Source organism: Methylovorus menthalis (assembly GCF_020523625.1).
GTDB classification, from domain to species: domain Bacteria; phylum Pseudomonadota; class Gammaproteobacteria; order Burkholderiales; family Methylophilaceae; genus Methylovorus; species Methylovorus menthalis.
This window is the reverse complement of the sequence record NZ_JAJAQH010000006.1, coordinates 1,152,664-1,175,068: the sequence shown is the minus strand read 5'-3', so window position 1 is coordinate 1,175,068 and position 22,405 is coordinate 1,152,664. Positions and strand designations below refer to the sequence as shown.

Annotated in this window: 22 protein-coding genes; 1 reads left to right on the top strand and 21 read right to left on the bottom strand. The window is 55.4% G+C overall.

What is annotated here, in order from left to right; genetic code table 11:
• Window positions 1-27: 27 nt before the first annotated feature.
• Genes LG204_RS11380 through LG204_RS11360 form a run of 5 tightly spaced genes read right to left on the bottom strand, consistent with a single transcriptional unit; the run spans window position 28 to window position 3,973 of the window.
• Window positions 28-603, bottom strand: coding sequence for an SCO family protein (locus LG204_RS11380; RefSeq protein ID WP_230337890.1), 576 nt, complete (start codon window positions 601-603; stop codon window positions 28-30).
• Between the two features lie 28 nt (window positions 604-631).
• Window positions 632-1,537 (bottom strand): heme o synthase, encoded by a 906-nt coding sequence (gene cyoE / locus LG204_RS11375; protein ID WP_230337379.1) that lies wholly within the window; start codon window positions 1,535-1,537, stop codon window positions 632-634.
• Window position 1,538: 1 nt separating this feature from the next.
• Window positions 1,539-2,543 (bottom strand): COX15/CtaA family protein, encoded by a 1,005-nt coding sequence (locus LG204_RS11370; protein ID WP_230337378.1) that lies wholly within the window; start codon window positions 2,541-2,543, stop codon window positions 1,539-1,541.
• 3 nt (window positions 2,544-2,546) lie between these two features.
• Window positions 2,547-3,209, bottom strand: coding sequence for an SCO family protein (locus LG204_RS11365; RefSeq protein ID WP_230337377.1), 663 nt, complete (start codon window positions 3,207-3,209; stop codon window positions 2,547-2,549).
• On the bottom strand, window positions 3,206-3,973 hold the full coding sequence (locus LG204_RS11360; RefSeq protein WP_230337376.1) for an SURF1 family protein: 768 nt from the start codon (window positions 3,971-3,973) through the stop codon (window positions 3,206-3,208). The genes LG204_RS11365 and LG204_RS11360 overlap by 4 nt, the downstream gene beginning before the upstream one ends.
• Window positions 3,974-4,022: 49 nt before the next feature.
• Here LG204_RS11360 and LG204_RS11355 point away from each other — a divergent pair, with 49 nt between their 5' ends.
• Entirely contained in the window at window positions 4,023-4,217 is a 195-nt protein-coding gene (locus tag LG204_RS11355) for a twin transmembrane helix small protein (RefSeq protein WP_013442068.1), read from the top strand.
• Between the two features lie 28 nt (window positions 4,218-4,245).
• Here LG204_RS11355 and LG204_RS11350 read toward each other — a convergent pair whose 3' ends face one another.
• From LG204_RS11350 to LG204_RS11275, 16 genes are all read right to left on the bottom strand, one after another.
• Window positions 4,246-5,124 (bottom strand): cytochrome c oxidase subunit 3, encoded by an 879-nt coding sequence (locus LG204_RS11350; protein ID WP_230337375.1) that lies wholly within the window; start codon window positions 5,122-5,124, stop codon window positions 4,246-4,248.
• A gap of 97 nt (window positions 5,125-5,221) precedes the next feature.
• On the bottom strand, window positions 5,222-5,764 hold the full coding sequence (locus tag LG204_RS11345) for a cytochrome c oxidase assembly protein (RefSeq protein WP_230337374.1): 543 nt from the start codon (window positions 5,762-5,764) through the stop codon (window positions 5,222-5,224).
• A 128-nt stretch (window positions 5,765-5,892) separates the two neighbouring features.
• Window positions 5,893-7,485, bottom strand: coding sequence for a cytochrome c oxidase subunit I (gene ctaD / locus LG204_RS11340; protein WP_159355727.1), 1,593 nt, complete (start codon window positions 7,483-7,485; stop codon window positions 5,893-5,895).
• Between the two features lie 40 nt (window positions 7,486-7,525).
• Entirely contained in the window at window positions 7,526-8,695 is a 1,170-nt protein-coding gene (gene coxB, locus LG204_RS11335) for a cytochrome c oxidase subunit II (RefSeq protein WP_230337373.1), read from the bottom strand.
• 16 nt (window positions 8,696-8,711) lie between these two features.
• The gene (locus LG204_RS11330) at window positions 8,712-9,176 is read right to left on the bottom strand and encodes a DUF2244 domain-containing protein (RefSeq protein WP_230337372.1); all 465 of its coding nucleotides are present in this window, start codon (window positions 9,174-9,176) and stop codon (window positions 8,712-8,714) included.
• A 223-nt stretch (window positions 9,177-9,399) separates the two neighbouring features.
• On the bottom strand, window positions 9,400-9,990 hold the full coding sequence (locus tag LG204_RS11325; protein WP_230337371.1) for a Yip1 family protein: 591 nt from the start codon (window positions 9,988-9,990) through the stop codon (window positions 9,400-9,402).
• A gap of 253 nt (window positions 9,991-10,243) precedes the next feature.
• On the bottom strand, window positions 10,244-11,464 hold the full coding sequence (locus LG204_RS11320; RefSeq protein ID WP_230337370.1) for an ABC transporter permease: 1,221 nt from the start codon (window positions 11,462-11,464) through the stop codon (window positions 10,244-10,246).
• A complete protein-coding gene (locus LG204_RS11315; protein ID WP_268868035.1) occupies window positions 11,457-12,176 on the bottom strand; it encodes an ABC transporter ATP-binding protein in 720 nt (239 codons plus the stop codon). The genes LG204_RS11320 and LG204_RS11315 overlap by 8 nt, the downstream gene beginning before the upstream one ends.
• 2 nt (window positions 12,177-12,178) lie before the next feature.
• Entirely contained in the window at window positions 12,179-13,414 is a 1,236-nt protein-coding gene (locus LG204_RS11310; RefSeq protein WP_230337369.1) for an efflux RND transporter periplasmic adaptor subunit, read from the bottom strand.
• Window positions 13,415-13,451: 37 nt separating this feature from the next.
• Complete coding sequence (locus tag LG204_RS11305) at window positions 13,452-14,909, bottom strand: TolC family protein (RefSeq protein ID WP_230337368.1); 1,458 nt, start codon at window positions 14,907-14,909, stop codon at window positions 13,452-13,454.
• A gap of 185 nt (window positions 14,910-15,094) precedes the next feature.
• Window positions 15,095-16,690, bottom strand: coding sequence for an ABC-F family ATPase (locus tag LG204_RS11300; RefSeq protein WP_230337367.1), 1,596 nt, complete (start codon window positions 16,688-16,690; stop codon window positions 15,095-15,097).
• A gap of 124 nt (window positions 16,691-16,814) precedes the next feature.
• Window positions 16,815-17,417 carry a nitroreductase family protein gene (locus tag LG204_RS11295; protein WP_230337366.1) on the bottom strand — a complete coding sequence of 201 codons (603 nt, stop codon included), beginning with the start codon at window positions 17,415-17,417 and terminating at the stop codon, window positions 16,815-16,817.
• A gap of 12 nt (window positions 17,418-17,429) precedes the next feature.
• Window positions 17,430-17,927, bottom strand: coding sequence for a GreA/GreB family elongation factor (locus tag LG204_RS11290; protein ID WP_230337365.1), 498 nt, complete (start codon window positions 17,925-17,927; stop codon window positions 17,430-17,432).
• A 207-nt stretch (window positions 17,928-18,134) separates the two neighbouring features.
• The gene (locus LG204_RS11285; RefSeq protein ID WP_230337364.1) at window positions 18,135-20,504 is read right to left on the bottom strand and encodes a TonB-dependent receptor; all 2,370 of its coding nucleotides are present in this window, start codon (window positions 20,502-20,504) and stop codon (window positions 18,135-18,137) included.
• Window positions 20,505-20,724: 220 nt separating this feature from the next.
• A complete protein-coding gene (locus tag LG204_RS11280) occupies window positions 20,725-21,798 on the bottom strand; it encodes a FecR domain-containing protein (RefSeq protein WP_230337363.1) in 1,074 nt (357 codons plus the stop codon).
• Window positions 21,795-22,307: a sigma-70 family RNA polymerase sigma factor gene (locus LG204_RS11275; RefSeq protein ID WP_230337362.1), complete on the bottom strand. Its 513-nt coding sequence runs from the start codon at window positions 22,305-22,307 to the stop codon at window positions 21,795-21,797. The genes LG204_RS11280 and LG204_RS11275 overlap by 4 nt, the downstream gene beginning before the upstream one ends.
• Between the last annotated feature and the right edge of the window lie 98 nt (window positions 22,308-22,405).

Sequence of the window (22,405 nt, the reverse complement as noted above, 5' to 3'; positions counted from 1 at the left end):
AAGCAGCCCTTTTCGAAGCCAGCGGGTTTACATCAAGAGGCGGAGATCGTGCGCCATTGTGGCTGGCGATGCGCCGTAGTTGAAGTACAGTCTTATCTTTCCTTGTTTGTCATACACATAGGTGCCAGCGCTATGGTCTATGCTGTAGTTGCCGCGGGCATCCGGCGGCTGCTTGCTGGCGCTGATCTTGAAGTTGTGGGCGGTCTCGGCAGTCTCGGCTTCAGTCCCATACAGCCCTAAAAAGCGCGGGTCAAAATACGGCACATATTTGGCCAGTACATCCGGGGTGTCGCGTGCCGGGTCCAGCGTCACAAACAGCACTTGCACATCGTCTGCATCTTTGCCCAGCTGTTTCATGGCCTGCGCCAGATCCGACATGGTGGTGGGGCACACATCCGGGCAGTGGGTATACCCAAAAAACAGCACAACGATTTTGCCTTTGAAGTCCTTGAGGCTGGTCGGTTTGCCGTGGTGGTCAGTCAAACTGAGGCCGGATGCAAAGTCGGCACCCGTGATATCCGTCGCCTCAAAGGCTTCTTTTGGCTGCGGTTTGCATGCACTCAGGCATGCCAGCATCAGGCACAGCATCAAGACTCTGACCAGCATTGGCGACTTCCTCAAAACAGGTAATTTACCATTCTAGCACCCAGTAATGGTCGAGCATGAGCGCGGCAAACAGCAACGTCAGATACGTAATTGAGTAACGGAACGTGCGCTTGGCAAGTGCATCTGAGTAATCCGCATACAGCGCCACCACATACACCATGAACACCAGATTGAGTACCAGAGCAGAGATGAGGTAGATCAGGTGGCTCATGCCCATGCTATAGGGGATGAAGGTGATAGTGACCAGGATGATGGTGTAGAGCACGATGTGCAGCAGGGTGAACTGCACGCCATGCGTCACCGGCAGCATGGGAATTCCGACCTTGGCGTATTCCTCGCGGCGATATAGCGCCAGCGCCCAGAAGTGGGGTGGCGTCCAGGCGAAGATGATGAGGAACATGATCAGCGCTTCGGGTGAAATGACATTGTTGATGGCGGCCCAGCCCAGAATGGGCGGCATGGCGCCAGATGCACCGCCGATGACGATGTTGAGCGGCGTGGCGGGCTTCAGAAACACGGTATAAATCACGGCGTAACCGAGCAATGTGGCAAAGGTCAGCCACATGGTCAGCGGGTTGACCATGCTGTAGAGCAGGCCCAGCCCAGCAAGTCCGAGCAGCGTGGCGAGCAGCAGCGTTTGCCGCGTGCTGACCTGCCCGGTGGGCAATGGTCGATGCCGGGTACGGGCCATGCGGGCATCTATCTTCTGCTCGATGATGCAGTTGAAGGCCGCCGCCGCCCCCGATGTCATGGCGATGCCCAGTGTGGCGGCGATGAGCAAGTCCAGCGGCGGCAAATGCGGCGTTGCCATGAACATGCCGATCATGGCGGTGAACACAATCAGCGCACTCACCCGCGGCTTGCACATCATGAAGAAACTTCGCAGGCTGACGCGGATTTCCTGGATATTCAACGCAATAGCATGGGCCATATCATGTCTCCTCAGGCTGTTTAAGTGGGGTGATGGTGGAATTGAGCACGACCAGCGTGCTGAGCAGCAAGGCTGCGAATACGTTATGGCCGACCGCCAGTACCAAGGGCAGCCGCAGCAGCACATTAGCAATGCCCAGGCTGATCTGGCAGGCCAGCAAAAGCAGCAGTATCAATGCGATTTTCGTTAGTGTGCCTTTATTTATCAGGCTCAGCGCCAGCGTGCCGCAGACCAGCAGCGTGCCAATGGCTCCCAGCCGGTGCGTCCACTGTATGGTCATTAGCGCATCCGCGGACAATGGGCGTCCATCTGGCCCCTGGCCGAGCTCGCGCAGCACATGGTAGGCATCTGCATAGTTGAGCGGCGGTATCCAGCTGACCTGGCATGTGGGGAAATCCGTACACGCCAGCGCGGCATAGTTGGCGCTGGTCCATCCGCCAAGGACAATCTGCACGAGTGCGACCAGCAGGGCCGCCCTGATCCAAAGGCGATAGGAGCCCGTGACCTGGGAGCTGGCGATATGTCCCCAATGCCGATGCGCCATCCACACCAATAGCGCCAAGGTCAGCATGCCTCCGAGCAAATGGGCGGAGACTACCGCAGGCTTGAGCAACAAGGTGACTGTCCACATGCCCAGCATGGCTTGCAGCGCAACCAGTCCGGTCGTCAGTGTGGGGAGCCAGGGCGAGATGGGCAAAAAGCGTCGACCGCGCCAGCCCAGAATGCAGAGACCCAATATCACCAGCCCCAATGTGCCTGCCAGGTAGCGATGCAGCATTTCTTTCCAGGCTTTGTGCTGCTCCAGCGGCTTGTCTGGATAGGCGCTGGCGGCTGCAGCGACATCGGCGGGGTGTTGCGGCACGCTTAATTGCCCATAGCAGCCGGGCCAGTCCGGGCAACCAAGCCCGGCATCTGACAGCCTAACGTAGGCGCCGAGACCGACCACGGTGAGCGCCAGCAGTGGGGCCAGCAATATCAAGCGTTTGAACCAGAGCGCGGCAGCCATGCCTTAGCCCGCCCAGGCATAGTTGAGCAGGCGGGCGACATCAGCCCGAATATCCCGTGGCGCCAGGCTGGAGGGGAAATACATCATCAGGTTCGCCAGCGGGTCGACCAGGTAAATGGTATTGGCCTCATTGGTTAGCCCGGCTCGATCTGCCGATGGGCTTCCAGGCACCTGAAAGTGCTGCGCGTAGGACTGAATATCGCGGGAAGGCGCATGCAGAATGATCAGGTCGGGGTAGCGTTCCTGCATCGCCTGCAAATTGCCGTCGCTGGAAATCAGGATGCGCTGCACCCGGCCCATGTTTTTATCCATGGAAACATGAATTTGCCGCATCAGATGCAAGCGCTCTTCGCATGCTTCGCGGCATTGTTCGGCAATGTAGACCATGCTCCATTTATCGCGCCACAGATTGGCTGGCACGGGAGCCTCGCGCATATCCTTTATGCCAGCGAGGGGCGGCAACGGTTTTAGTGGCGAGACCAGAGTGCCATGGCTGCGACCATTCGGATGCCAGTCCAGCCCATACATGGCGGCCACCACGAGCAGGGGCAGGGTGAAAAATACCAGCATCCAGAGCAGCATCTTGCGGCCTTGCGACCAGCCTGAATCAGTAAGGGTGGGGGCATGGGCTACCGAAGAGTCGAGCGAGGTCTTGGCCATGGTCATGAGGCGGGTTTTTCATGTTGAGGGGTTTGTGAGTTTGCAGGTACTACACTGAGGTAGAGATAAATGGCCAAGGCTGCGAATGCAAAGCCAAACCATTGATAGGCATAACTTAAATGCATGCCGATGCGCTCTGCCGGTTGCGGCCAGTCGCGGTCAAATCCGCCAGCCTGGCTATCGGCATCTAGCCGGACGATGACCGGGCTGATCGCAAACGGCACCAGGTCGGCATAGCGTTGCATGTCCATGTTTTGCCACAAGGGATTCCATTGGCTAGGGTCGCTTTTCCCCAGCGTGTAATACCGGCTGGGGGGCAGCCATACTTGCCCGGTCATCCGTTGCGGGCCAGTGGGCGTGTTTACCTGTGGCAAGTCACGGTGGTCGGGCATCGCCGGGACCCAGCCGCGGTTCACCAGCACGTATTGCTGAGTATTGTGTATGCGCAATGGCGTGATGACATGGTAGCCCGCTTGGTCATGGCTCACCTGATTATCCAGAAACACCTGATAGCGCGGCTCGTATTCGCCCTCTACCGTGACCCGGCGATACCGCCATGCCTCGGCATTCTTCAGTTCCAGGGGCAGGGGCGTAGGCTCGGCATGTAGGTATTGCGAGTACAAAGCCTGCAATGTCTGTTTTTGCTGCGCTTTATCGTATTGCCACAGCCCGAGTTTGATACACACCGCCATGCAGATAAGGGTAATCAATGCGCCGGGAATGCGCGGAGAAAAACGATAGCGCTGCCTTGTTTTTATTGGAAATTGCAAAATAAGCTGACCCCATCCATACTGATTAAAACCTGACCTGGACATCGCCATGTTGATTAAGCTCGCTATCGTTGTCATGCTGGTACTTATCGTTGGCAGCCTGTTTTATGCCCTGTTTTCAATGGTGAGAAACAAGGGGCAAGGGCAGGCCACCATCAAGGCACTCACCCTGCGTATTGCCCTTTCCCTGGGTTTGTTTCTCTTGCTGATGCTGGGGTTTTATACCGGCGTCATCGGCCATTAAGCCCAGCCGGTAGTAAAACCAGGCCGTATTAAAGCCAGTAAACAAACACGAACAGCCCCAGCCACACCACATCTACAAAGTGCCAGTACCAGGCAACGCCTTCAAAGCCAAAGTGATGCTCAGGCGTGAAGTGCCCCTTGATACTGCGCAGCCAGATCACGATCAGCATGAGTGTCCCCAGCGTGACGTGAAAGCCGTGAAACCCGGTCAGCATGAAAAAGGTGCTGCCATAGACACCGGCGCCAAGGGTCAGCCCCAGCTCGGTGTAGGCATGGTGATACTCGAAGGCCTGCAGGCTGATAAAGGCCAGCCCCAGCACGATGGTGAAGAACAAGCCCCAGACCAGCTGGCGCCGGTTGTTTTTTAGCAGGCCCCAATGCGCCCAGGTGACGGTGACGCCGGAGCTGAGCAGGATCAGGGTGTTGATGGCGGGAATACCCCATGCCCCCATGGGGGTGAATTGCGCTGGCTGGTAATCGCGACCCAGCACGTGACCACCAGGCCCGGCTGAAGGCCAGGTGGCGACAAAATCCTTGTACAGGGTAAAGGCCGGATCAAAGCTTGCGAGCTCAGGCACCGAGATAATGCGCGCAAAAAACAGCGCCCCAAAAAACGCGGCAAAGAAGGCAATCTCGGAGCAGATGAAGGCAATCATGCCCCAGCGGAACGACTTGTCCTCCCATGTGCGGTACATGCCGCTCTGGCTTTCGGCGATGATTTTGGCAAACCAGCGGAAGATCATGCTGAGCATGAGCACCAGGCCAAGCAGCATCAGCCACTTGCCAGCAGCATAGCTGTTGGTGCTGAAAATAAAGCCCATGGTGAGCAGCAATAGCCCGCCGGACAAGACCACCGGATAGAGGCTGGGGGTGGGGACAAAGTATTTGTCATGCGTTTGAGTGGACATCCATATGCTCCTGTTAGCCAGATGATGCTGTGTTATTGGTTTGGTGGATCCTTCTGTTTTTTGCCTGATTCTCTTTTTGTGCTTCTGACCTTGGCTGCTATTTGATCGCGCTGTAAAACGCGTACGACAGGGTGAGGGCTTTTACATCGTCCGGAATATCGGGGCTGACATAAAAGCGCAAGGGCATCTCACGGGATTCGCCCGCCTTCAGATCCTGCCGCTGAAAACAAAAACACTCGATTTTTTTGAAATACTCCGATGCCTTGCCCGGACTTACGCTGGGCACGGCCTGCCCGGCGACGGTTTCATTGGCCATGTTGCGGGCAATGAAGGTCACGGTTTCTATCTTGCCGGGATGCACGCGTATGCTGGATTGCACAGGGTGAAAGCTCCATGCCAGACCGGGCATGACATTGCTGGTGAACGTCACCTCCACCCAGCGCGTGCTATCCACCCGCGATTGCGCACTTACCGCCACATTTTCTGTCTTGCCATTGAGGCCGGTGACGCGGCAAAGCACGTCGTAAAGCGGTACCAGCCCATAGGCAAATGCGAGTGCCATGGCCACAATCACCAGCAGCTTGTAACCCAGCTGGCGATTAAGCTGACTAAGGCTCGCGATGGCGCTTATCTTTTCCATAACATCCACATGCCCAGGCCATACCAGAACAGGGCAAACGCGGCCAGCAGCAGGGCGATCATCCGGCTGCGGCGGCGTTTGTCCTGGGCGTTTTTCATATCATCTGCCATAGGGATGAGCGACATGGCTTACCGGATGACTGGTTGTTCATTGAAAGTGTGATAGGGCGGTGGCGAGGGCAATGTCCACTCCAGCCCGTTGGAGCCTTCCCACACCTTGTCGGTGGCTTTTTTGCCGCCGCGCGCGCAACTCACGATGTTGTATACAAACAGCAGCTGCGTGAGCCCCAGGGTAAACGCTGCAATGGAGGAGATCATGTTGAACTCCGAGAACTGCAGGGCGTAGTCCGGAATGCGGCGTGGCATGCCTGCCAGCCCCAGGAAAAACTGCGGAATGAAGGTGAGGTTGAATGAAATGGCCGTCAGCCAGAAATGCAGCTTGCCAAGTTTTTCGTTGTACATGTGGCCGGTCATCTTCGGCAGCCAGTAGTACACGCCAGCCATGATGCCCATGATGCCGCCTGCAAACAGCGTGTAGTGGAAATGCGCCACCACGAAATAGGTGTGGTGGTATTGCGCATCGGCCGCCACATCGGCCAGTACCAGGCCGGTGAGACCGCCGATGCCAAACAGGATGATCCAGCCGATGGCAAACAGCATGGGGGTTTCAAAGGTCATGGAGCCACGCCAGATAGTGGCGATCCAGCAGTAAAACAACACGGCCAGTGGCAGGGAAATCGCCATGGTGCTGTACATGAAGTAAAGCAGCGCAGGCACTGGCATGCCAGCAGTGAAGAAGTGGTGCGCCCATACCACGACCGAGAGAACGCCGATGGCACAGAGCGAATACACCTGCGCTTTGTAGCCATAGATCGGCTTGCGGGCAAAGGTGGAAAGGATCTGTGGAATAAAGCCCCACACAGGTAGCAGCAGGATATACACCTCAGGATGGCCAAAGAACCAGAACAGGTGCTGGAACAGGATAGGGTCGCCACCGCCAGCGGCATCAAAGAAGTGAGTGCCGAAGTGGCGGTCAGTCAGCAGCATGGTCACCGCCCCAGCCAGCACGGGAATAGTGGCGATGAGGAGGAAGGCGGTGATCAGCCAGCCCCAGGCAAAGAGCGGCAGTTTCATCAGCGTCATGCCGGGTGCGCGCATATTGAAGATGGTGACGATGATGTTGATCGATCCCATGACCGATGAAATACCCAGCAAGTGCACGGCGAAAATCGCAAAATCCACGCCTATGCCGCCTTGCACCGAGAGCGGGGCATAAAAGGTCCAGCCCGTGGCAATGGCGCCATCGCCTATGCCAAACAAGGCCAGGGTAAAGGGCAGCGTAAGCAGAATGGCGGCCGGGGGCAGCAACCAGAAACCCCAGTTATTGAGCCGCGGCAAAGCCATGTCCGGTGCACCTATCTGCAAGGGCAGCATCCAGTTGGCGAAGCCAGTGGCGGCAGGCATGAGCGCCGCAAAAATCATCACCAGGGCATGTACGCCGATCAGCTGGTTGTAAAACTCGGGGTGCATCAACTGCAGGCCAGGCTGAAACAGCTCGGCGCGCACCGCCATGATCATCGCCCCGCCCACCATGAACATGATGAGCGAGAAGGTCAGGTACATGGTGCCGATGTCTTTGTGGTTGGTGGTGGTCAGCCAGCGCAGCATTCCGCTTGGATGATCGTGATGTTCTTCATGGTCGACTGTGGTGCTGTAACTCATTTTCGAACTCCTTTAATCCTTGATGCAGATGGGATATGGCTTAACGCATGGCCTTTACTTGGGCTGGCTGCAACATATCGCCCACACTATTGCCCAGCGCATTGCGCTCATAGGTGATCACGGAAGCAATTTCGGTATCGTTCAAAATGCCTTTCCAGGCAGGCATCACGCCCTTGCCATTCATCACCCTGTCAAGATGCCCGTCTTTGACCATCTTGTTGTCCTTGTCCAGAACCGGGCCGGTGGCAATCTTGCTGCCGGTGAGAGCGGGGAAGGCCGGTGGCAGGCCCTGGCCGCCTACCTGATGGCAAACAGCGCAGTTTTTCTCGTAGATACCCTTGCCATTGGCAACCAGGTCTTCCTTGGTCCATTCCTTGTCAGCGCCAGCGGCGGCGGCTTGCAGCTCGGCTTTTTTGCTGGTGGCCCAGGCGGTGAAGTCCTGCTCATTCTTCGCAATCACGACCGCAGGCATGAAACCATGGCCCTTGCCGCACAGCTCCTTGCACTGGCCACGGAAGGTACCGGGTTCTTCGATCTTGACCCAGGTCTCACGCAGAAAGCCGGGGATAGCATCGCGCGCCGCGCCAAAGGCGGGAATCCACCAGTTGTGAATGACATCGCTGGAGGTGAGCAAGACACGCACTTTCTTGTCGGTGGGCAACACCAGCGGGTTGTCCACTTCCAGCAGATACTCTGGGTTTTTGGCGGCCTGATTGTTGATCTGCTCTTGCGGTGTGGTCATGTTGCTGACAAAGCTGATGCCTTTGGCCGGGCCGTCCAGATATTCATATTGCCAGCGCCACTGCGACCCCGTCACCTTGATCACCATGTCGGCGTCGGTGCGGGTATCTTCCATGGCGACCACGCTATGAAATGCGGGGATACCCATCAGAATGAAGTCGATGTAAAGCAGGATGGCAAACGGCACCAGCGTCCAGAAAAGTTGCGCGCGGGTACTGGGGCCGGTAAAGCCGGCGGGCTGGTAATCGCGGCTTTTGCGGTGCATGACGATGGAGTAGATCATGATCGCCAGTACGACAACGAAGATCACCATGACGATGATCATGAACTTGTTGTGTACCTGCAAAGTGTCCAGCGCCATCGGTGTGACAGGTTTTGGAAAATTCCATGCGTAGTCCGCATGTGCTGTCAGGGGCAAAAGAGCGCCCAGTAAACATTGCCAGATTCTTGTTATGCGTAACCTTGCCATGCCTGCTCCCATTGTATTAGCGGCCATCCTGAATGGCTTGCTGTAGTTGGTGGGCGAGCTGCAGGCGCTGTTCATTGCTCATGAAGCGGCGCCCGAGCTCGACTTCCTTTCCATGCGATCTGACAAACAGCGCCTGCTCGCCATGAGGCCGGTTGCGCAACTGGACCTGGGCCCAGTAACGCTGCATGACGATCTGGCGGTGCGTGTGGATGTCGTGTGTTTCAATCGCTAGGTGGGTTTCGTTGATCACGATCGATTCATAGTCTTGCGCATGGAGATGGATGAAATAGAACGCATAGGCGACAGCGATCAGTTCCAGCCCAGCAAAGGGCAATACCAGCCATGCACCAGCCATGGTGAATACGATTGCGATAACGAGGGAGAGGAGAGCGATGGACGCAACAACGCTGAACTTGCCCTTGAGGGACAAGGCGCAGTTGGGACGTGCAATAAAGCTTACTTCTACAAAGTTCGATGCCATCTTGCTTCTCCTCAAATTGCCCCGTTTCTGATGAACGGTTTTTGATGCGAAGACTACTTGGACGATCTTGAAACTTGTAAAACGTATCACCTTGATTGACTTGCCTGATTCGTACTCAAGTGAACTTTTTGAATACGAATCAGGGCGAGTCTACATAAAAAATTCTTGCTTGCGTAGCCCTGTGAAGAAAAAGCCGCCGGACAGAAATCAAAAAACGCTGGGCTTAATTCACCAGCAGATTCTGTATGCTGCCCCAGACAACCAGCGTGCAAATCATGAGAAAGCCCCATGCAATCACGCCTGCCATGAAGACGGCACCGAAAAACAACGCCGACTGTCCGCTATCGCGGATATTGAAAATGGTGGGAATGCCGAAATAAATAAATCCGGCAGACGCCATCATCGCGAGGGTGGCAATGGCCAGGTTGACGTAAATATCCGGCACCAGCAAAAAGATGGGCGCCATCCACAACGGGGTTGGAGCCACAGCGGCCAGAATGAAGCTTTCACGGTAAGTCGGGTGGATGTCGGCCACTTCTGCCAGTTGCCGGACGATGCTGGCCATGATGGGGACGACCACGAGTTGCACAATGAAAAAGGCAATCGACACCAGTAACAGCTTGTTGCCGGGCATGAGCTCAAGAAAGGCAAAGCTATGAGCGGAGCCTGCGATGTAGAGCATGGCGGCGGGAATCAGCGAAAACGGAATGACGTGTAACAGATAGAGGCGGTGTATGGATGGTTGGCCTTGAAGCAAGGATTGCCAGCCAGCCACGGGGGTGAAAAACAACTTGAATAACGTCAGCGGATGCATCTTGTATCCTCCTGCGCAGTTGATGGGAATACCCGTGCGTTGCACTATACGCCTAACTGATTGGAGAAAGAAAGCATTCCGATCAATAGCTTGCGAGGGCTATTCTAAGTCATTGAAAATACTGATCTGTATAAATTTTAATGAGGTATGCGCAGGTGGTAAGACAGGCATCGCTGGAAAATGCCTGACGGGCCTTGCATGTATATGCATGCAAGGCCCGTCAATATGTAGCGAACGTCGGGGAAAAGAAGGGCTATTGAAAGCGTAAAGCTTCGATCGGGTTTAGCTGTGCTGCTTTGCGTGCAGGATAGAAACCAAAAAATACCCCCACACTGGCAGCGACGATAAAGGCCGTCAGAATGGACTGGCTGGAGACAACAATCGGGGCCTGGGTGAGGTGGCTGACAAGGAGTGCGCCACCCACGCCAATGCCGATGCCGATCAGGCAGCCTACAATGGAAATGACGATGGCTTCCAACAAAAACTGCATCAGGATATCGCGCTCGCGGGCGCCAATCGCCATGCGGATGCCTATCTCGCGGGTACGCTCGGTGACGGATACCAGCATGATATTCATGATGCCTATGCCGCCGACCAGCAGTGACACCGAGGCGATGGCGCCAAGCAGCAAGGACATGGTTTTGGTGGTTTCGGCTGCCGAGTTGGCCAGGGCTGTGAGGTTGCGGACGGAAAAGTCGTTATCCATGCCTTCGCGGATGCGATGGCGTTGACGCAGCAGACTATTGAGGCTGTCTTCCACCATGGGCATCACTTTATCCGAGTCTGCCTGCACGATAATCTGGCGCACGCTGCCAGAAAATTGCGCGCCAAAGACGCGCCTTTGCGAGGTCGTGAGCGGGATGATGATGGTGTCATCCTGATCGCGGCCATCCAGGCTTTGCCCTTTGTTATCCAGCACGCCCAGTATGATAAATGGGCTATCCTTGATGCGGATAGTCTTGCCCACCGGGTCGTCATCGCCAAACAGATTCTGCACCACGGTTTTGCCGATAAGCGCTACGCGGGTTGCCGAGCGGATATCGGAATCTGAAAATACATAGCCGTCGCTCAGGTTCCATGAGCGCACATCCAGATAGCTGGGTGTGGTACCGATGATGCTGGTGTTCCAGTTGTTCCCTGCATAAATCACCTGGGCGCTGCCCATGTTGATCGGGGCCACATTGCTCACGCCCTCCAGATCTTCCATGGCGGTAGCATCCTTGACGTTAAGCGAAGGGGCATTGCCCGTGGCGGAGCGGGCGCCACCCATGTTGGGTGGGCCAGCCAGCACGATAAAGAGATTGCTGCCCATGGACTGGATGGATTTCTTGACCGCTTGCTCGGCCCCCTGACCAATCGCCATCATCAGCACCACCGCACCCACGCCGATCACCATGCCCAGCATGGTAAGAAAAGTGCGCAGGCGATTGGCGCCCATGGCATGCCAGGCTTCTCCCAGCATGGCGCTAAACATGCTTCTCTCCATGCTCGGTGACTGAGCCGGTAAGGATATCTTCCACGATACGACCATCGAGGAAGCGCACCTGACGGCTGGCGTGTTCGGCAATATCCGGCTCATGGGTGACCAGCACGATGGTGATGCCTTCGCGGTTGAGTTCGCCAAACAGGGCCATGATTTCTTCACTGGTTTTGCTGTCGAGATTGCCCGTCGGCTCGTCGGCCAGGATCAAGCTGGGACGATTGATGAGGGCGCGTGCGATGGCCACGCGTTGCTGCTGGCCGCCGGAGATCTGGTTGGGGTGCGAGTTCACGTGCTTGGCCAGGCCGACTTTTTCAAGCAATACCCGGGCGCGGGCATGCCGCTCGGCTTTGTCTATGCCGGCATACACCAGTGGCAAGGCAACATTGTCCAGCAGGCTGGAGCGCGCCAGCAGGTTGAAGCCCTGAAAAACAAAACCAATGGTCTGGTTGCGGACTTTTGCCAGGCGATCACCCTGCAGACGTGCTACGGGCTGGTCATTCAGCATGTACTCGCCGCTGCTGGGTTGATCCAGGCAGCCCAGGATATTCATGAAAGTCGATTTTCCTGAGCCTGAGGGCCCCATGATGGCCACAAAGTCGCCTGCATCTATTTCCAGGTTGACGTCCTTCAGCACCGGGAATTTTCCTGCCGCGGTCTGGTAATCCTTGTAGAGGCTTTTAACCTCGATCACGTGGCCTGACATGGCTAGAACATCCGCATCTTGGGGCCAGGTGTGTTTTGCTGTGGATTATTCTGACCTTGCAGATCACCCACAATAACCTTGTCTCCCGGCTTCAGATGACGGCTCTTGATTTCGGTCTGCTTGCCATCGGTGATGCCAAGCAGGACATTCACCGCTTCTGGTTTGTCGCCGTTCAACACATAGACCTTGCCTTTGGCCATGTCGCCACGCGGCTTTTTACCATCTGGTCCGCCACGATGTTTGCGTTCCCCTGGACCTTTGCCACCTTCAGCTTTTGCGCCGTCCGGAGGCATGTTGCTGGGATCGTCATCATCCAGTTTGGGCTTGTAGCGCAACGCGGCATTAGGTACCAGCAGGACATTGTCGTGCTTGGCGACCCCGATGTTGACGTATGCCGTCATGCCTGGGAGCAGGGTTTGATCAGGATTATCCACGGAGATGACGACGTTGTAGGTGACCACATTGGAGGTTGTCGTCGGGTTCAGGCGCAACTGCTTGACCACGCCTTCAAAATTGCGATTGGGGAAAGCATCTACTGCGAATTTTGCTGCCTGGCCTTCCTTGATGTTGCCTATGTCTGCCTCGGCAAAACTGGTGTTGATCTGCATCTTGGAAAGGTCCTGCGCAATCGTGATCAGGGTAGGTGTTTGCAGGCTGGCCGCCACGGTCTGGCCGACGTCGACTGCGCGATCCACCACCACCCCGGAAACCGGAGACCGAATGATCGAATAACCCAGATTGGTTTGGTCACGTCGAAGTTGTGCCTGGATGGTGTACAGATTGGCCTGGGCGGACTTCAGCGCCTGCACGGCCTGATCGAGCTCCTGACGGGATACGTATTCCTGCTGAAACAGCGAACGTATGCGGGCCTCATTGGCCTTGGCAAGGTCAAGCGATGCCTGAGCATTGCGGACATTGCCTTCTGATTGCGCAATTTGGGCGGAGAACAGCGCATCGTCAAGCTCAAGCAATACCTGGCCTTTTTCCACTTTGTCATTAAAGTCCACATACATCTTGCTGATGCGGCCTGACACCTGCGTACCGACGTTTACCAGTGTCACGGGGTTCAGGGTGCCGTTGGCTGAGACGGATTGCTCCACATCGCCCTGCGTCACTTCCTTGAAGCGATAAAGCTCATCAGGTTTGGGTTGATGGCTTTTATCGTAGAAGTAGTAACCGCCGCCTGCTACCGCAAGCAGTACCAGGCCAAGTCCGATTTTTTTGAAGGAGGTGCTCATGAGCGTGCTTTCAGCATAAATGCATGCATAAGGTTAATTATGGGTTGTTCTGGTCTGGCAAGGTCTGGATCATGGCGTTGTCCAGCACCCCAACGGCCTGTGCCAGGGTCGCCCGGGCCACATTCCCATTCAGGTAGGCCTGTATTAATTGCTGTCTGGCTGAGGCAAGGGCGCTTTGTGCATTCAGGGTATCGATGATATTGCCCACGCCTGCCTTGTAGCGGCCAAGGGCGACGCGTGAGGACTCCTCGGCACTTTGGACCAGTACTTGGGCGGCAATCACCGATTCATTTGCAGTGCGCAGGTTCTGGTAGGCATTCCATACATCCAGCGAGATTTGCAGGCGGATACGGTCACGCTGGGCTGCCCGCACTTCGCGCGTGGCCTCGGCCGAGCGTATGCGATACGTCGGTGCATAGCCGCTGAACAATGGAATGGAAACCGTTAGTCCTAACGTCGAAGTATTGGCGGAAGTGAAGCTGCTGCCATCTTGCTGGCTATTGCTCATGGCAATCGACACTGTAGGCTTGGCAGCAGCTTTCGAGGCATCAATGCTGGCTTGCGCCGCTTTTACCTGCGCCTCGCTCGCCATCAGGTCGGGACGGCGGTTGCGGGCCTGTTCGATCAGGCCGTCAATATCATCGCTCACTGGCTGCAGGGTAGAGTAGTTGGTGTTGTTGACCAGCTGAATGGGTTGGTTGGCCTGTATTCCCATGACATTGGCGAGCGTGCCATAGGCGGTTTTGAGGTTGCCCTCGGCAGTAATGCGAGAGAGCGTGGCTTGGGCGTACGCGGTTTGCGCCTGCAGTTTATCGGCAGGGGTGGCAACGCCAGCTTTGTAGCGAGCATCCGCAGCCTTGAAGCTCTCCTCACTGGCACGCTCGGCTTCGCGGCTGGCATCCAGCGCAGCAATATTGGCTTGCACTTGATAATAGGCCTGCACCGCAGACAGCAGCAGTGTCTGCACGGTGACATCCTGGGTGGCGCTGGCCGCTTGCAGCAGCTGACGCGCGCTTTCCAGCGTGGCATCGCGATTGCCAAAGTCATACAGCAGGTAAGACGCCACAATGCTGTTGCTCAGGTTGCTGTAGGCGTTATTGCGCGTGGCCAGTTCCGGGCTGGTCACGTTGAGATTGGTGCCTGCGGTATCCGTGACGCTGGGCAGGTAAGCCGAGCGGGCAATGCCCACTTGCGCCGCCTGCACGCGCGCATTGGCCCAGGCTTCACGGGTTTGCGGGTTATTGCAGAGTGCTGCATCAGCAACTTCGCCCAGCGTGAGTGCATTTTTTAAGTTGGGGGCAGCACATGCGGTATTGCCCACATAGCCGCTGGGAATCGCGGCGGGAACTGTCACATCAAGCGGATTGCCATCTTTGTACCATACGGAACTCTCGGCCTGTGCGGGCAGGGCGGTTGTGAGGGCGATCAGGCTTATGCAGAGAGGCAGTGCAGCGTATGGCGAGACGGTAAAACCGGATCGTACAAGGGGCGACATGTGGTCTGTTACTTTCAGCGCTTTATGGTGGTTGGACACAATTATCGCTGATATGGACGTAAAGGCACGCAAGCCGTTCAAAAATTGCTGCTGAATTTACAAAATTTAACAGGCCATTGAATAACAGCGCTGAGGCTGCCATGCAATGGCCTGTTTTAGCTCGTTTTTTTAGTGAGATTAACGGGTTATTCGACGCCCTGGCTTGCCAGGTAATCCTCGTAATTGCCAGTGTAATCGCTGATGCCATCGGCCTTGATTTCGATGATGCGGGTAGCCAGCGAACTCACGAACTCACGGTCATGGCTCACGAAAAACAGCGTGCCCTTGTACTTGTCCAGCGCAGTATTCAGCGCTTCGATGGATTCCATGTCCATGTGGTTGGTCGGTTCATCCATCAGCAAGACATTGGTGCGGGCCAGCATTAGTTTGCCGTAAAGCATGCGGCCCTTTTCACCGCCGGAAAGTACCTTGACGGACTTCTTGGTATCTTCGCCCGAGAACAACAGGCGGCCCAGCATGCTGCGCACCGAGTTGTCATCGTCACCTTCCTGGGTGAACTGGGACATCCAGTCGAACAGGTTGAGGTCTTTTTCAAACTCGTATTCGTGATCTTGTGCAAAGTAGCCAAGCTTGGCTTTCTCAGCCCATTTCACTTCGCCATGGGTAGGCGTAAGGTCCCCTGCCAGGCAGCGCAGTAAAGTGGTTTTACCAATACCGTTTTCACCGATGATGGCCACTTTTTCGCCTGCTTCAAAAATCAGGTCGATGTCATTGAACAGTGGACGGTCAAAACTGTGGCTGAGTTTTTTCAACTCAACGGCATTACGGTGCAGCTTTTCTCTCTCATCGTATTCAAAACGGATGAAAGGATACTGACGGCTGGATGGTTTGAATTCCTCAATTTTGATCTTGTCGATCTGCTTGGCGCGGCTGGTGGCCTGCTTGGCCTTGGAGGCGTTGGCCGAGAAGCGGCGAACGAATTCCTGCAGGTCGGCGATCTGCTGTTTGGCCTTGGCATTGTCTTTGGCTTGTTGGGCACGTGCCTGGGCTGAGGCTTCCATGTAGTCGTCGTAGTTGCCGGGGTAAACCGTCAGCTTGGCATAATCCATGTCGGCCGTATGGGTACATACTTGATTCAGGAAGTGTCGATCATGCGAAATGATGATCATTGTGCAGTCACGATTGTTCAGCACATCTTCCAACCAGCGGATGGTGTTGATATCCAGGTTGTTGGTCGGTTCATCCAGCAGCAGGATGTCAGGATTGGCAAACAGGGCCTGCACCAGCAGCACACGCAGTTTCCAGCCTGGGGCCACTGCGCTCATCGGGCCGCTGTGTTGTTCGATCGGGATGCCCACGCCTAGCAGCAGCTCGCCTGCGCGCGCTTCGGCGGTGTAGCCGTCATACTCGGCATAGACACCTTCGAGCTCGGCCGCACGCATGTAGTCCTCTTCGGTGGCTTCCGGGTTCATGTAGATTTCGTTCTTTTCTACATTTGCCTTCCACATCTGCTCGTGACCCATCATCACCACATCGATGACGCGCTGGTCTTCGTAGGCAAACTGGTCCTGACGCAGAAACGCCATGCGCTCATTGCTGTCCAGCGAGATATTGCCTGCGGTGGGTTCCAGTACGCCGGCCAGAATCTTCATGAAGGTTGATTTTCCGCAGCCATTGGCCCCGATCAGGCCGTAGCGGTTACCGTCGCCAAATTTGACAGAGACATTTTCAAACAGTGGCTTGGCGCCAAACTGCATGGTGATATTGTTTGCTATAAGCATTACGTATAAGTCCAGAAAGTTGAATCTTTCAATTCATTGTCTAATTAATAAACAATGGATTGGGTAATTTTGTTAATGTGTTTAATTATTTTTCTTCTTGTGGCATGTCCGGTTGCGTGGCAACTTAAAATGTGTCGCGGATAACCACTTCGCTCATGGGCAGCTGACCGCCACGTGGCCATGGTTCTTGGATCCCTTTGCCGATGGCGACAAACATGGCTGGCACATGGTCCGCGGGCAGGTTCAGCAGTTTAGCCACAGCATCAAAATCAAAACCATCCATAGGACAGCTGTCGTAGCCCATTTCCCTGGCGGCCAGCATCAGTGTCATGGCAGCCATGCCACATGAACGCATGCCTTCATCGCGCTGCACTTGCTCATTGCCAGCGTAGTATTGACCGATGGCAGGTACCAGATAATTCCTCACGGCTTCTGGCGCATTCGCCCAGTAACGTTCGGGCTGCTTGTTCCAGGATTGCAAGTCCGCCACCAGAACGACCAGCAACGAAGCATCGGTCACCTGTGCCTGATCCCAGCTGGCTGCGCGCACCTGCTTGCGCAGCTCTGGGGATTGCACCAGTACAAAACGCCAGTTCTGAATATTGAACGCGGTCGGGGAGAGCAGTGCCAGCGACATCAGTTGTTCGATCTCGGCTTCGCTCATCGTGTGTTGCGAGTCAAATGCCTTGATCGAGCGACGGGTTTCAATGGCTTGGCTTACGTTCATGTTACAAAATCCTTAATAGTGGATGGCAATAATTTCCAGCTCAAGATTACCTGCTGGGCGGTGCCATGTGACACTGTCCCCAACCTTTTGCCCGATCAATGCGTTAGCAAGAGGTGATACCCAGCTCACGCGATTGCTGGCGATATCGGCCTCATCCTCACCCACGATCATAAATGCATGGGTTTCACCGACTTCATCTTCCACTTTTACAGTGGCACCAAACAACACGGTATCCGTGGGCTGTTTTGCCGGATCAACCAGGATGGCAGATTCGAGTCGGGCATGCAGATAACGCAGGTCGCGATCTATCATCGCCAGCGGTTGCTGTGCGATGGGATCCTCTTTGCGCGGGACAAGCGGCAGGCGCTCTTTGTCGAGTTGATCTGCCTGTTGCTTCAGTTGCTTGAGGCCGTTTGGCGTAACGTAATTGGGATGAGGGCTAAGCGGACGTTCCGGCAAATCCGTGCCAGCGTGCTCCAGGTCATCCTCTTTTACAAATCCACGGCTCATGGCGCATGACCCATAAAACCTTGAATTATAACTCAACTAGAGGTGCTTTGGCTCTGAAGCTGGGTGGGGAGTCTGAGGCGGCTTATCTGATAATTCGACAAGTGATTCCGCAAGGAGATGAAGCGTGAGGGAGGGGTAATTTGAAAGGGGGTGATAACGGCCGCTACGATGTCATTTTGAGCGGCCGTTATCAGCACGGCAGTGGCCCTAGAAATCCGCTGAGACCGACAGCAGGAGGGTGCGAGGTGCGCCGACAGTCAGCCCTTCGCGTGCCGCAGATAGCCAGTAGTTTTTGTCGAACACGTTTTCAATGGAGCCTCTGACCGTTATGGGCGTTTTCCCGGCCATGAATGCGTAGCGGGCGCCCAGGTCATAACGAGTCCAGGTCGGGATGCGTTGCGTATTGCTGGCATCCACATATTGCGGGCTGGTCTGTACCATGCGGGCTGTTAGCGTCAGCCCTTGCAAGAACAAGGGGTCCCATTCCCCAGCAAGGTTGAGTTGGAGCTTGGGCACGGCGGGGGCTGTGTTGCCATCATTGGTACCCGCCTCTGTTTTGGTCAGTTTGCCTTGCGTCCATGCCAGGCCACCCAGTACACGAACGTGATCGGTGGCTTCCCCCTGGGTAATCAACTCAATACCACGGTTGCGTTGCTCGCCATCCATGCCATAGCGGCTTGTGGCTGGATTGATAAAGCCTGCAGGGCGCTCGATTTGAAATACGCTCAGGGTCGAGGCAAAGCGCCCGAAGTCATACTTCAGACCAGCTTCGCGTTGCTTGGATACCTGTGGCGCGAACATTTGTCCAGCATTGCTGGCACCACTTGGTGCGGTGTCACCTTGGCTTAGCGCCTCAATGTAGTTGCCATAAAAAGACAGCTGCTCGCCGGGCTTGATGACGAGGGCGACGGCAGGAGTGACATCGGATTTGTCGTAATGGTCTGTCCTGGCCCCTGTCGTACCGTTGAAGTTCGATGTTTCAACTTGTTGGCGTCTTGCCCCCAGAGTGAGTTGCACCTTGCGATCCATCATCGAAATGGTATCTGCTAGGGCCAGGCTGTTCAGTCTAGCCTCACTTACCTTGGGCAGGTGGCCGCTCAGTGTCAGGCTCGGCTCAGCAAAATTGACAGGAGAGTAAATGCTGGAAGCGCTGACACTGCCGTTCAGTCTTAGCAATCTGTTTTCCTGGGAAAATGTACTGTTACTCAGCACGACCTCGTGCTCAAGCGGGCCGGTACTGAACTTGCCCCTGATGCCGGTTTCGACCGATAGCGCGCTGATGGACTCGTTCAGGCGGGAAGGCCTTATGAGCATTCTGCCTTGAGGGTTCTGCAGCAGCATGCTGGCTTGCAAGCTATTGAAATCGTATTCTTTGCCGCCAAGGGCGCCGTAGACGACCCAGTCCTTGTTCAAATCAAACTCAGCCCGCAGAGCGCCTGAAGTCTCATTGCTTGCCCAGTATGTCCACTTGGGGATGAAGTTCTTGTCTGCGTCCGGGGCTGAGCCAATCTTCACACCGCTTGCCGGGGGGAATAGTAGTCCACCTCGACCTCGTGTAACGCGGTGCTGATAATTAAAGTCGCCTTCCAGGCGCAGGCGCTCCCCCTGAAAGTCCATGCCAATCGCAATGGCATCCAGATTGTCTCTGACATTATTCACAGACGTTTCGCCGGAGCTGGTGATGGCATTCAGTCGTATACCCAGCTGTTGTTCTGCGCCGAAGCGGCGGGCCACGTCCATGTGGGCTCCCAATACGCTATCGCCCATGTAAGAGAGTGTCAGGCGGTTAAGTGGGGTAGCGCCTGCGCGCTTGGGGACCAGATTGATCGATCCGCCAACCGAGCCTGCCGGCGCCATGCCATTCAGCAACGCATTGGGGCCTCTCAAGACTTCAACGCGTTCTATCCCGATAAGGGAGCTGGTGTTGCGTGGAGACACCCCATAGAGGCCATTGAACATCACATCGTAATTAAACAGGGTCAAGCCGCGGATATTGAATTCATCGCGTCCCGAACTGCGCGAGTAAGTATTGCGAATGGAGGGGTCATTGATGAGTATGTCGCCGATGCTCCTTGCCTGCTGGTCTTCAATCAGTTTGGCTGTGTATTGGGTTGCACTGAAGGGGGTATCCTGCATGTCTTTATTGCCTAGCAAGCCAACCCGCCCACCGCGCGCAACCTGGCCACCTGCATAGTCTTTGGATAGTGTGCTGGATGAGGTGGTGTCCGAGGCGGCTGTTACCTTTACCTCGGGAAGCGTGGTTTCATCAGGCTTGCTTTGGCTAACAGCTGCCTTGCGTAGCGCATAGCCTCCTCCTGTTTTGGGCGTTGCCTCCAGCCCGCTGCCTTGCAGTAATACGGCGAGGCCAGCCGCCGCGGTATAACGACCTTTCAGTCCTTTTGTGATCTGCTTTTCCAGCGTTGCTGCATCGTAGGATAGATTGATATCTGCAGCCGTGGCAAACTGAATCAGGGCGGCATCAAGTGGTCCAGGGGCGATGTTGAATTCACTCGCATGTTGCGGCAACTGCTCGCCAGGCTCTTCGGCTGCCCATGCGATCTGTGGCAGCGTGGTCATGCCTATAGCGATACTGAAGAGGGCGCCCTGAACAGCAAGGCTGAGTGTGGTGCGTGAGGGCTTTGATCGCAGAGAGTATGCGTTCTTTGGTCGATGGCAATGATCAAGTGTCATATCGGTCTTTCTATGAGGTAGGTTAAATGCTTCTACCAAGTAGGCCGATTGAGATGGAAAATCCCCTCAACTTTTTTGAAATTATTTATGAGGATTTTACGAGACCCTATAACAGGGCGTCGCTATTTGTGTGTGCAGGCCCGACGGATACCCATAGCCGTGTTCTAAAACTGAGACGTATAGGCTGGGTGTCGGCCAGAAACTGCAATGTTTTGTCCGTGTCCTTGATATGGAATAGCCCTGACACTCGTAAATCAGCAATCTCTGGCGCGCAACTGATATGCCCCATGCGATAACGGGCGAGCTCTGCCAATAGATCCGCCAGCCGAATATTATTGCCTGAGATGACGCCATGAGCCCAGCTGCCAGCATCCATGCCATGCAAGTTGGCGGGCTCCGTGCCGTTTTCCCGTAACCAGCGACTTTCATTAACTTTTACCACATAGGATGCCTGGCTTTGCGCTGGGTATAGTGCTACAGCATGTTCCTGCACGCTAATGAGCGCGCCTTGTGACGCCAGCCTGACCGTGAAGCGTGTTCCCAACGCCTGCATTTTGCCAAACGACGTATATACCAAAAAAGGCCGCTTTTCTGCATGCTGCATATCTGCGCCGGTTTTTACCATGATTTCGCCACGTAGCAACAGGATAATGCGGTTTTCTCCCGACAGGTCTGTGCGAATGGCCGTGTCGGTATTCAGTATCAGCTCGGTGCCATCGGCAAGCTGCAATGTGCGTTGCTCGCCTATGCCGGTGCTGGTATCAGCGGTAAGGCGTTGCCACGGCAATTGCGCTCGCACCAGCCAGCCCGTGCCGATGGCAAGGTTGGCCAGTGATAATAGTTGTATTGTTTTGCGCCGTTTTAGCAAGCTTTGATGACGAAGCTGATCGGCATGCTCCATGGTGGAAATCACCAGAGCAGAAGAAGCACTTGTGCCGGAAAAAGAATGGCGCAATGAATGGATGCGTTCCCAGGCAATGGCATGCATGGGGTTGGCCTGCAGCCAATGTTCAAATCTGCGCTTTATGTCAGCGTTGGCTTCGTTGTAGTCGAGTTTGATCGACCACGTGATGGCGGCGTCAACGATATCGTCTGGCAGAGCGGCAGGTGATGGTACGTCCAGGTTGTGATCCTGCGATTGAATATCGGCAGCACATGCGGAGTGCTTTGGTGTGCTCATGGCTCAAAACGCAAGGTATAGCAATGCCGTAATGCTTTCGCTATGTAGCGCTCTACGGTTGCCAGTGATACCCCGATGCGTTCAGCAATCTGCGGGCAGGTTAAGCCATCAAGCTGCGCCATCAGAAAAGCACTGCGTACCGCGGGCTTCAGGGCGTCCAGCATGCGGTCAATCTCAATGAGTATTTCCAGGAATATCAGGCGGCTTTCAGGGGGCGGCACTTCCGGAGCTGGCCAGCTGGCCAGCGTTTCCTGCCATGCCAGTTCCAGTTCCCGTCGACGCCAGTGCTCGACCACAAAACCGTGGGCAATCGTCGATAGAAAAGCGCGAGGCTGATGAGCCTGAACGGGTTGCTTGCGTAATAGCAGGCGCATGAATACATCCTGCGCCATGTCATTGGCATCAAATGCATTGCCCAATTTACGGCGTATCCAGCCTTGCAGCCAGCCATAATGGTCAAGGTATAAGGCATGGACTTCTTGATGCAGGGTAAGGTCCGGCTTCGACACGAGGAGTTCCTGGATGGGGTCATGTTGCAATTGAGAATCATTATTATATTGTCGCAGTTAATTTATACGCAATAGCAATATGGACATCACTCGATGGG

Coding starts and splice junctions, on each gene's coding strand:
- coxB (WP_230337373.1), bottom strand. CDS start 8,695: ATGGCAAGGTTACGCATAACAAGAATCTGGCAATGTTTACTGGGCGCT.
- LG204_RS11310 (WP_230337369.1), bottom strand. CDS start 13,414: ATGAGCACCTCCTTCAAAAAAATCGGACTTGGCCTGGTACTGCTTGCG.
- LG204_RS11300 (WP_230337367.1), bottom strand. CDS start 16,690: ATGCTTATAGCAAACAATATCACCATGCAGTTTGGCGCCAAGCCACTG.
- LG204_RS11365 (WP_230337377.1), bottom strand. CDS start 3,209: ATGACCATGGCCAAGACCTCGCTCGACTCTTCGGTAGCCCATGCCCCC.
- LG204_RS11305 (WP_230337368.1), bottom strand. CDS start 14,909: ATGTCGCCCCTTGTACGATCCGGTTTTACCGTCTCGCCATACGCTGCA.
- LG204_RS11355 (WP_013442068.1), top strand. CDS start 4,023: ATGTTGATTAAGCTCGCTATCGTTGTCATGCTGGTACTTATCGTTGGC.
- cyoE (WP_230337379.1), bottom strand. CDS start 1,537: ATGGCCCATGCTATTGCGTTGAATATCCAGGAAATCCGCGTCAGCCTG.
- LG204_RS11345 (WP_230337374.1), bottom strand. CDS start 5,764: ATGGAAAAGATAAGCGCCATCGCGAGCCTTAGTCAGCTTAATCGCCAG.
- LG204_RS11330 (WP_230337372.1), bottom strand. CDS start 9,176: ATGGCATCGAACTTTGTAGAAGTAAGCTTTATTGCACGTCCCAACTGC.
- LG204_RS11370 (WP_230337378.1), bottom strand. CDS start 2,543: ATGGCTGCCGCGCTCTGGTTCAAACGCTTGATATTGCTGGCCCCACTG.
- LG204_RS11295 (WP_230337366.1), bottom strand. CDS start 17,417: ATGAACGTAAGCCAAGCCATTGAAACCCGTCGCTCGATCAAGGCATTT.
- LG204_RS11320 (WP_230337370.1), bottom strand. CDS start 11,464: ATGTTTAGCGCCATGCTGGGAGAAGCCTGGCATGCCATGGGCGCCAAT.
- LG204_RS11285 (WP_230337364.1), bottom strand. CDS start 20,504: ATGACCACGCTGCCACAGATCGCATGGGCAGCCGAAGAGCCTGGCGAG.
- LG204_RS11325 (WP_230337371.1), bottom strand. CDS start 9,990: ATGCATCCGCTGACGTTATTCAAGTTGTTTTTCACCCCCGTGGCTGGC.
- LG204_RS11350 (WP_230337375.1), bottom strand. CDS start 5,124: ATGTCCACTCAAACGCATGACAAATACTTTGTCCCCACCCCCAGCCTC.
- LG204_RS11290 (WP_230337365.1), bottom strand. CDS start 17,927: ATGAGCCGTGGATTTGTAAAAGAGGATGACCTGGAGCACGCTGGCACG.
- ctaD (WP_159355727.1), bottom strand. CDS start 7,485: ATGAGTTACAGCACCACAGTCGACCATGAAGAACATCACGATCATCCA.
- LG204_RS11280 (WP_230337363.1), bottom strand. CDS start 21,798: ATGAGCACACCAAAGCACTCCGCATGTGCTGCCGATATTCAATCGCAG.
- LG204_RS11315 (WP_268868035.1), bottom strand. CDS start 12,176: ATGTCAGGCCACGTGATCGAGGTTAAAAGCCTCTACAAGGATTACCAG.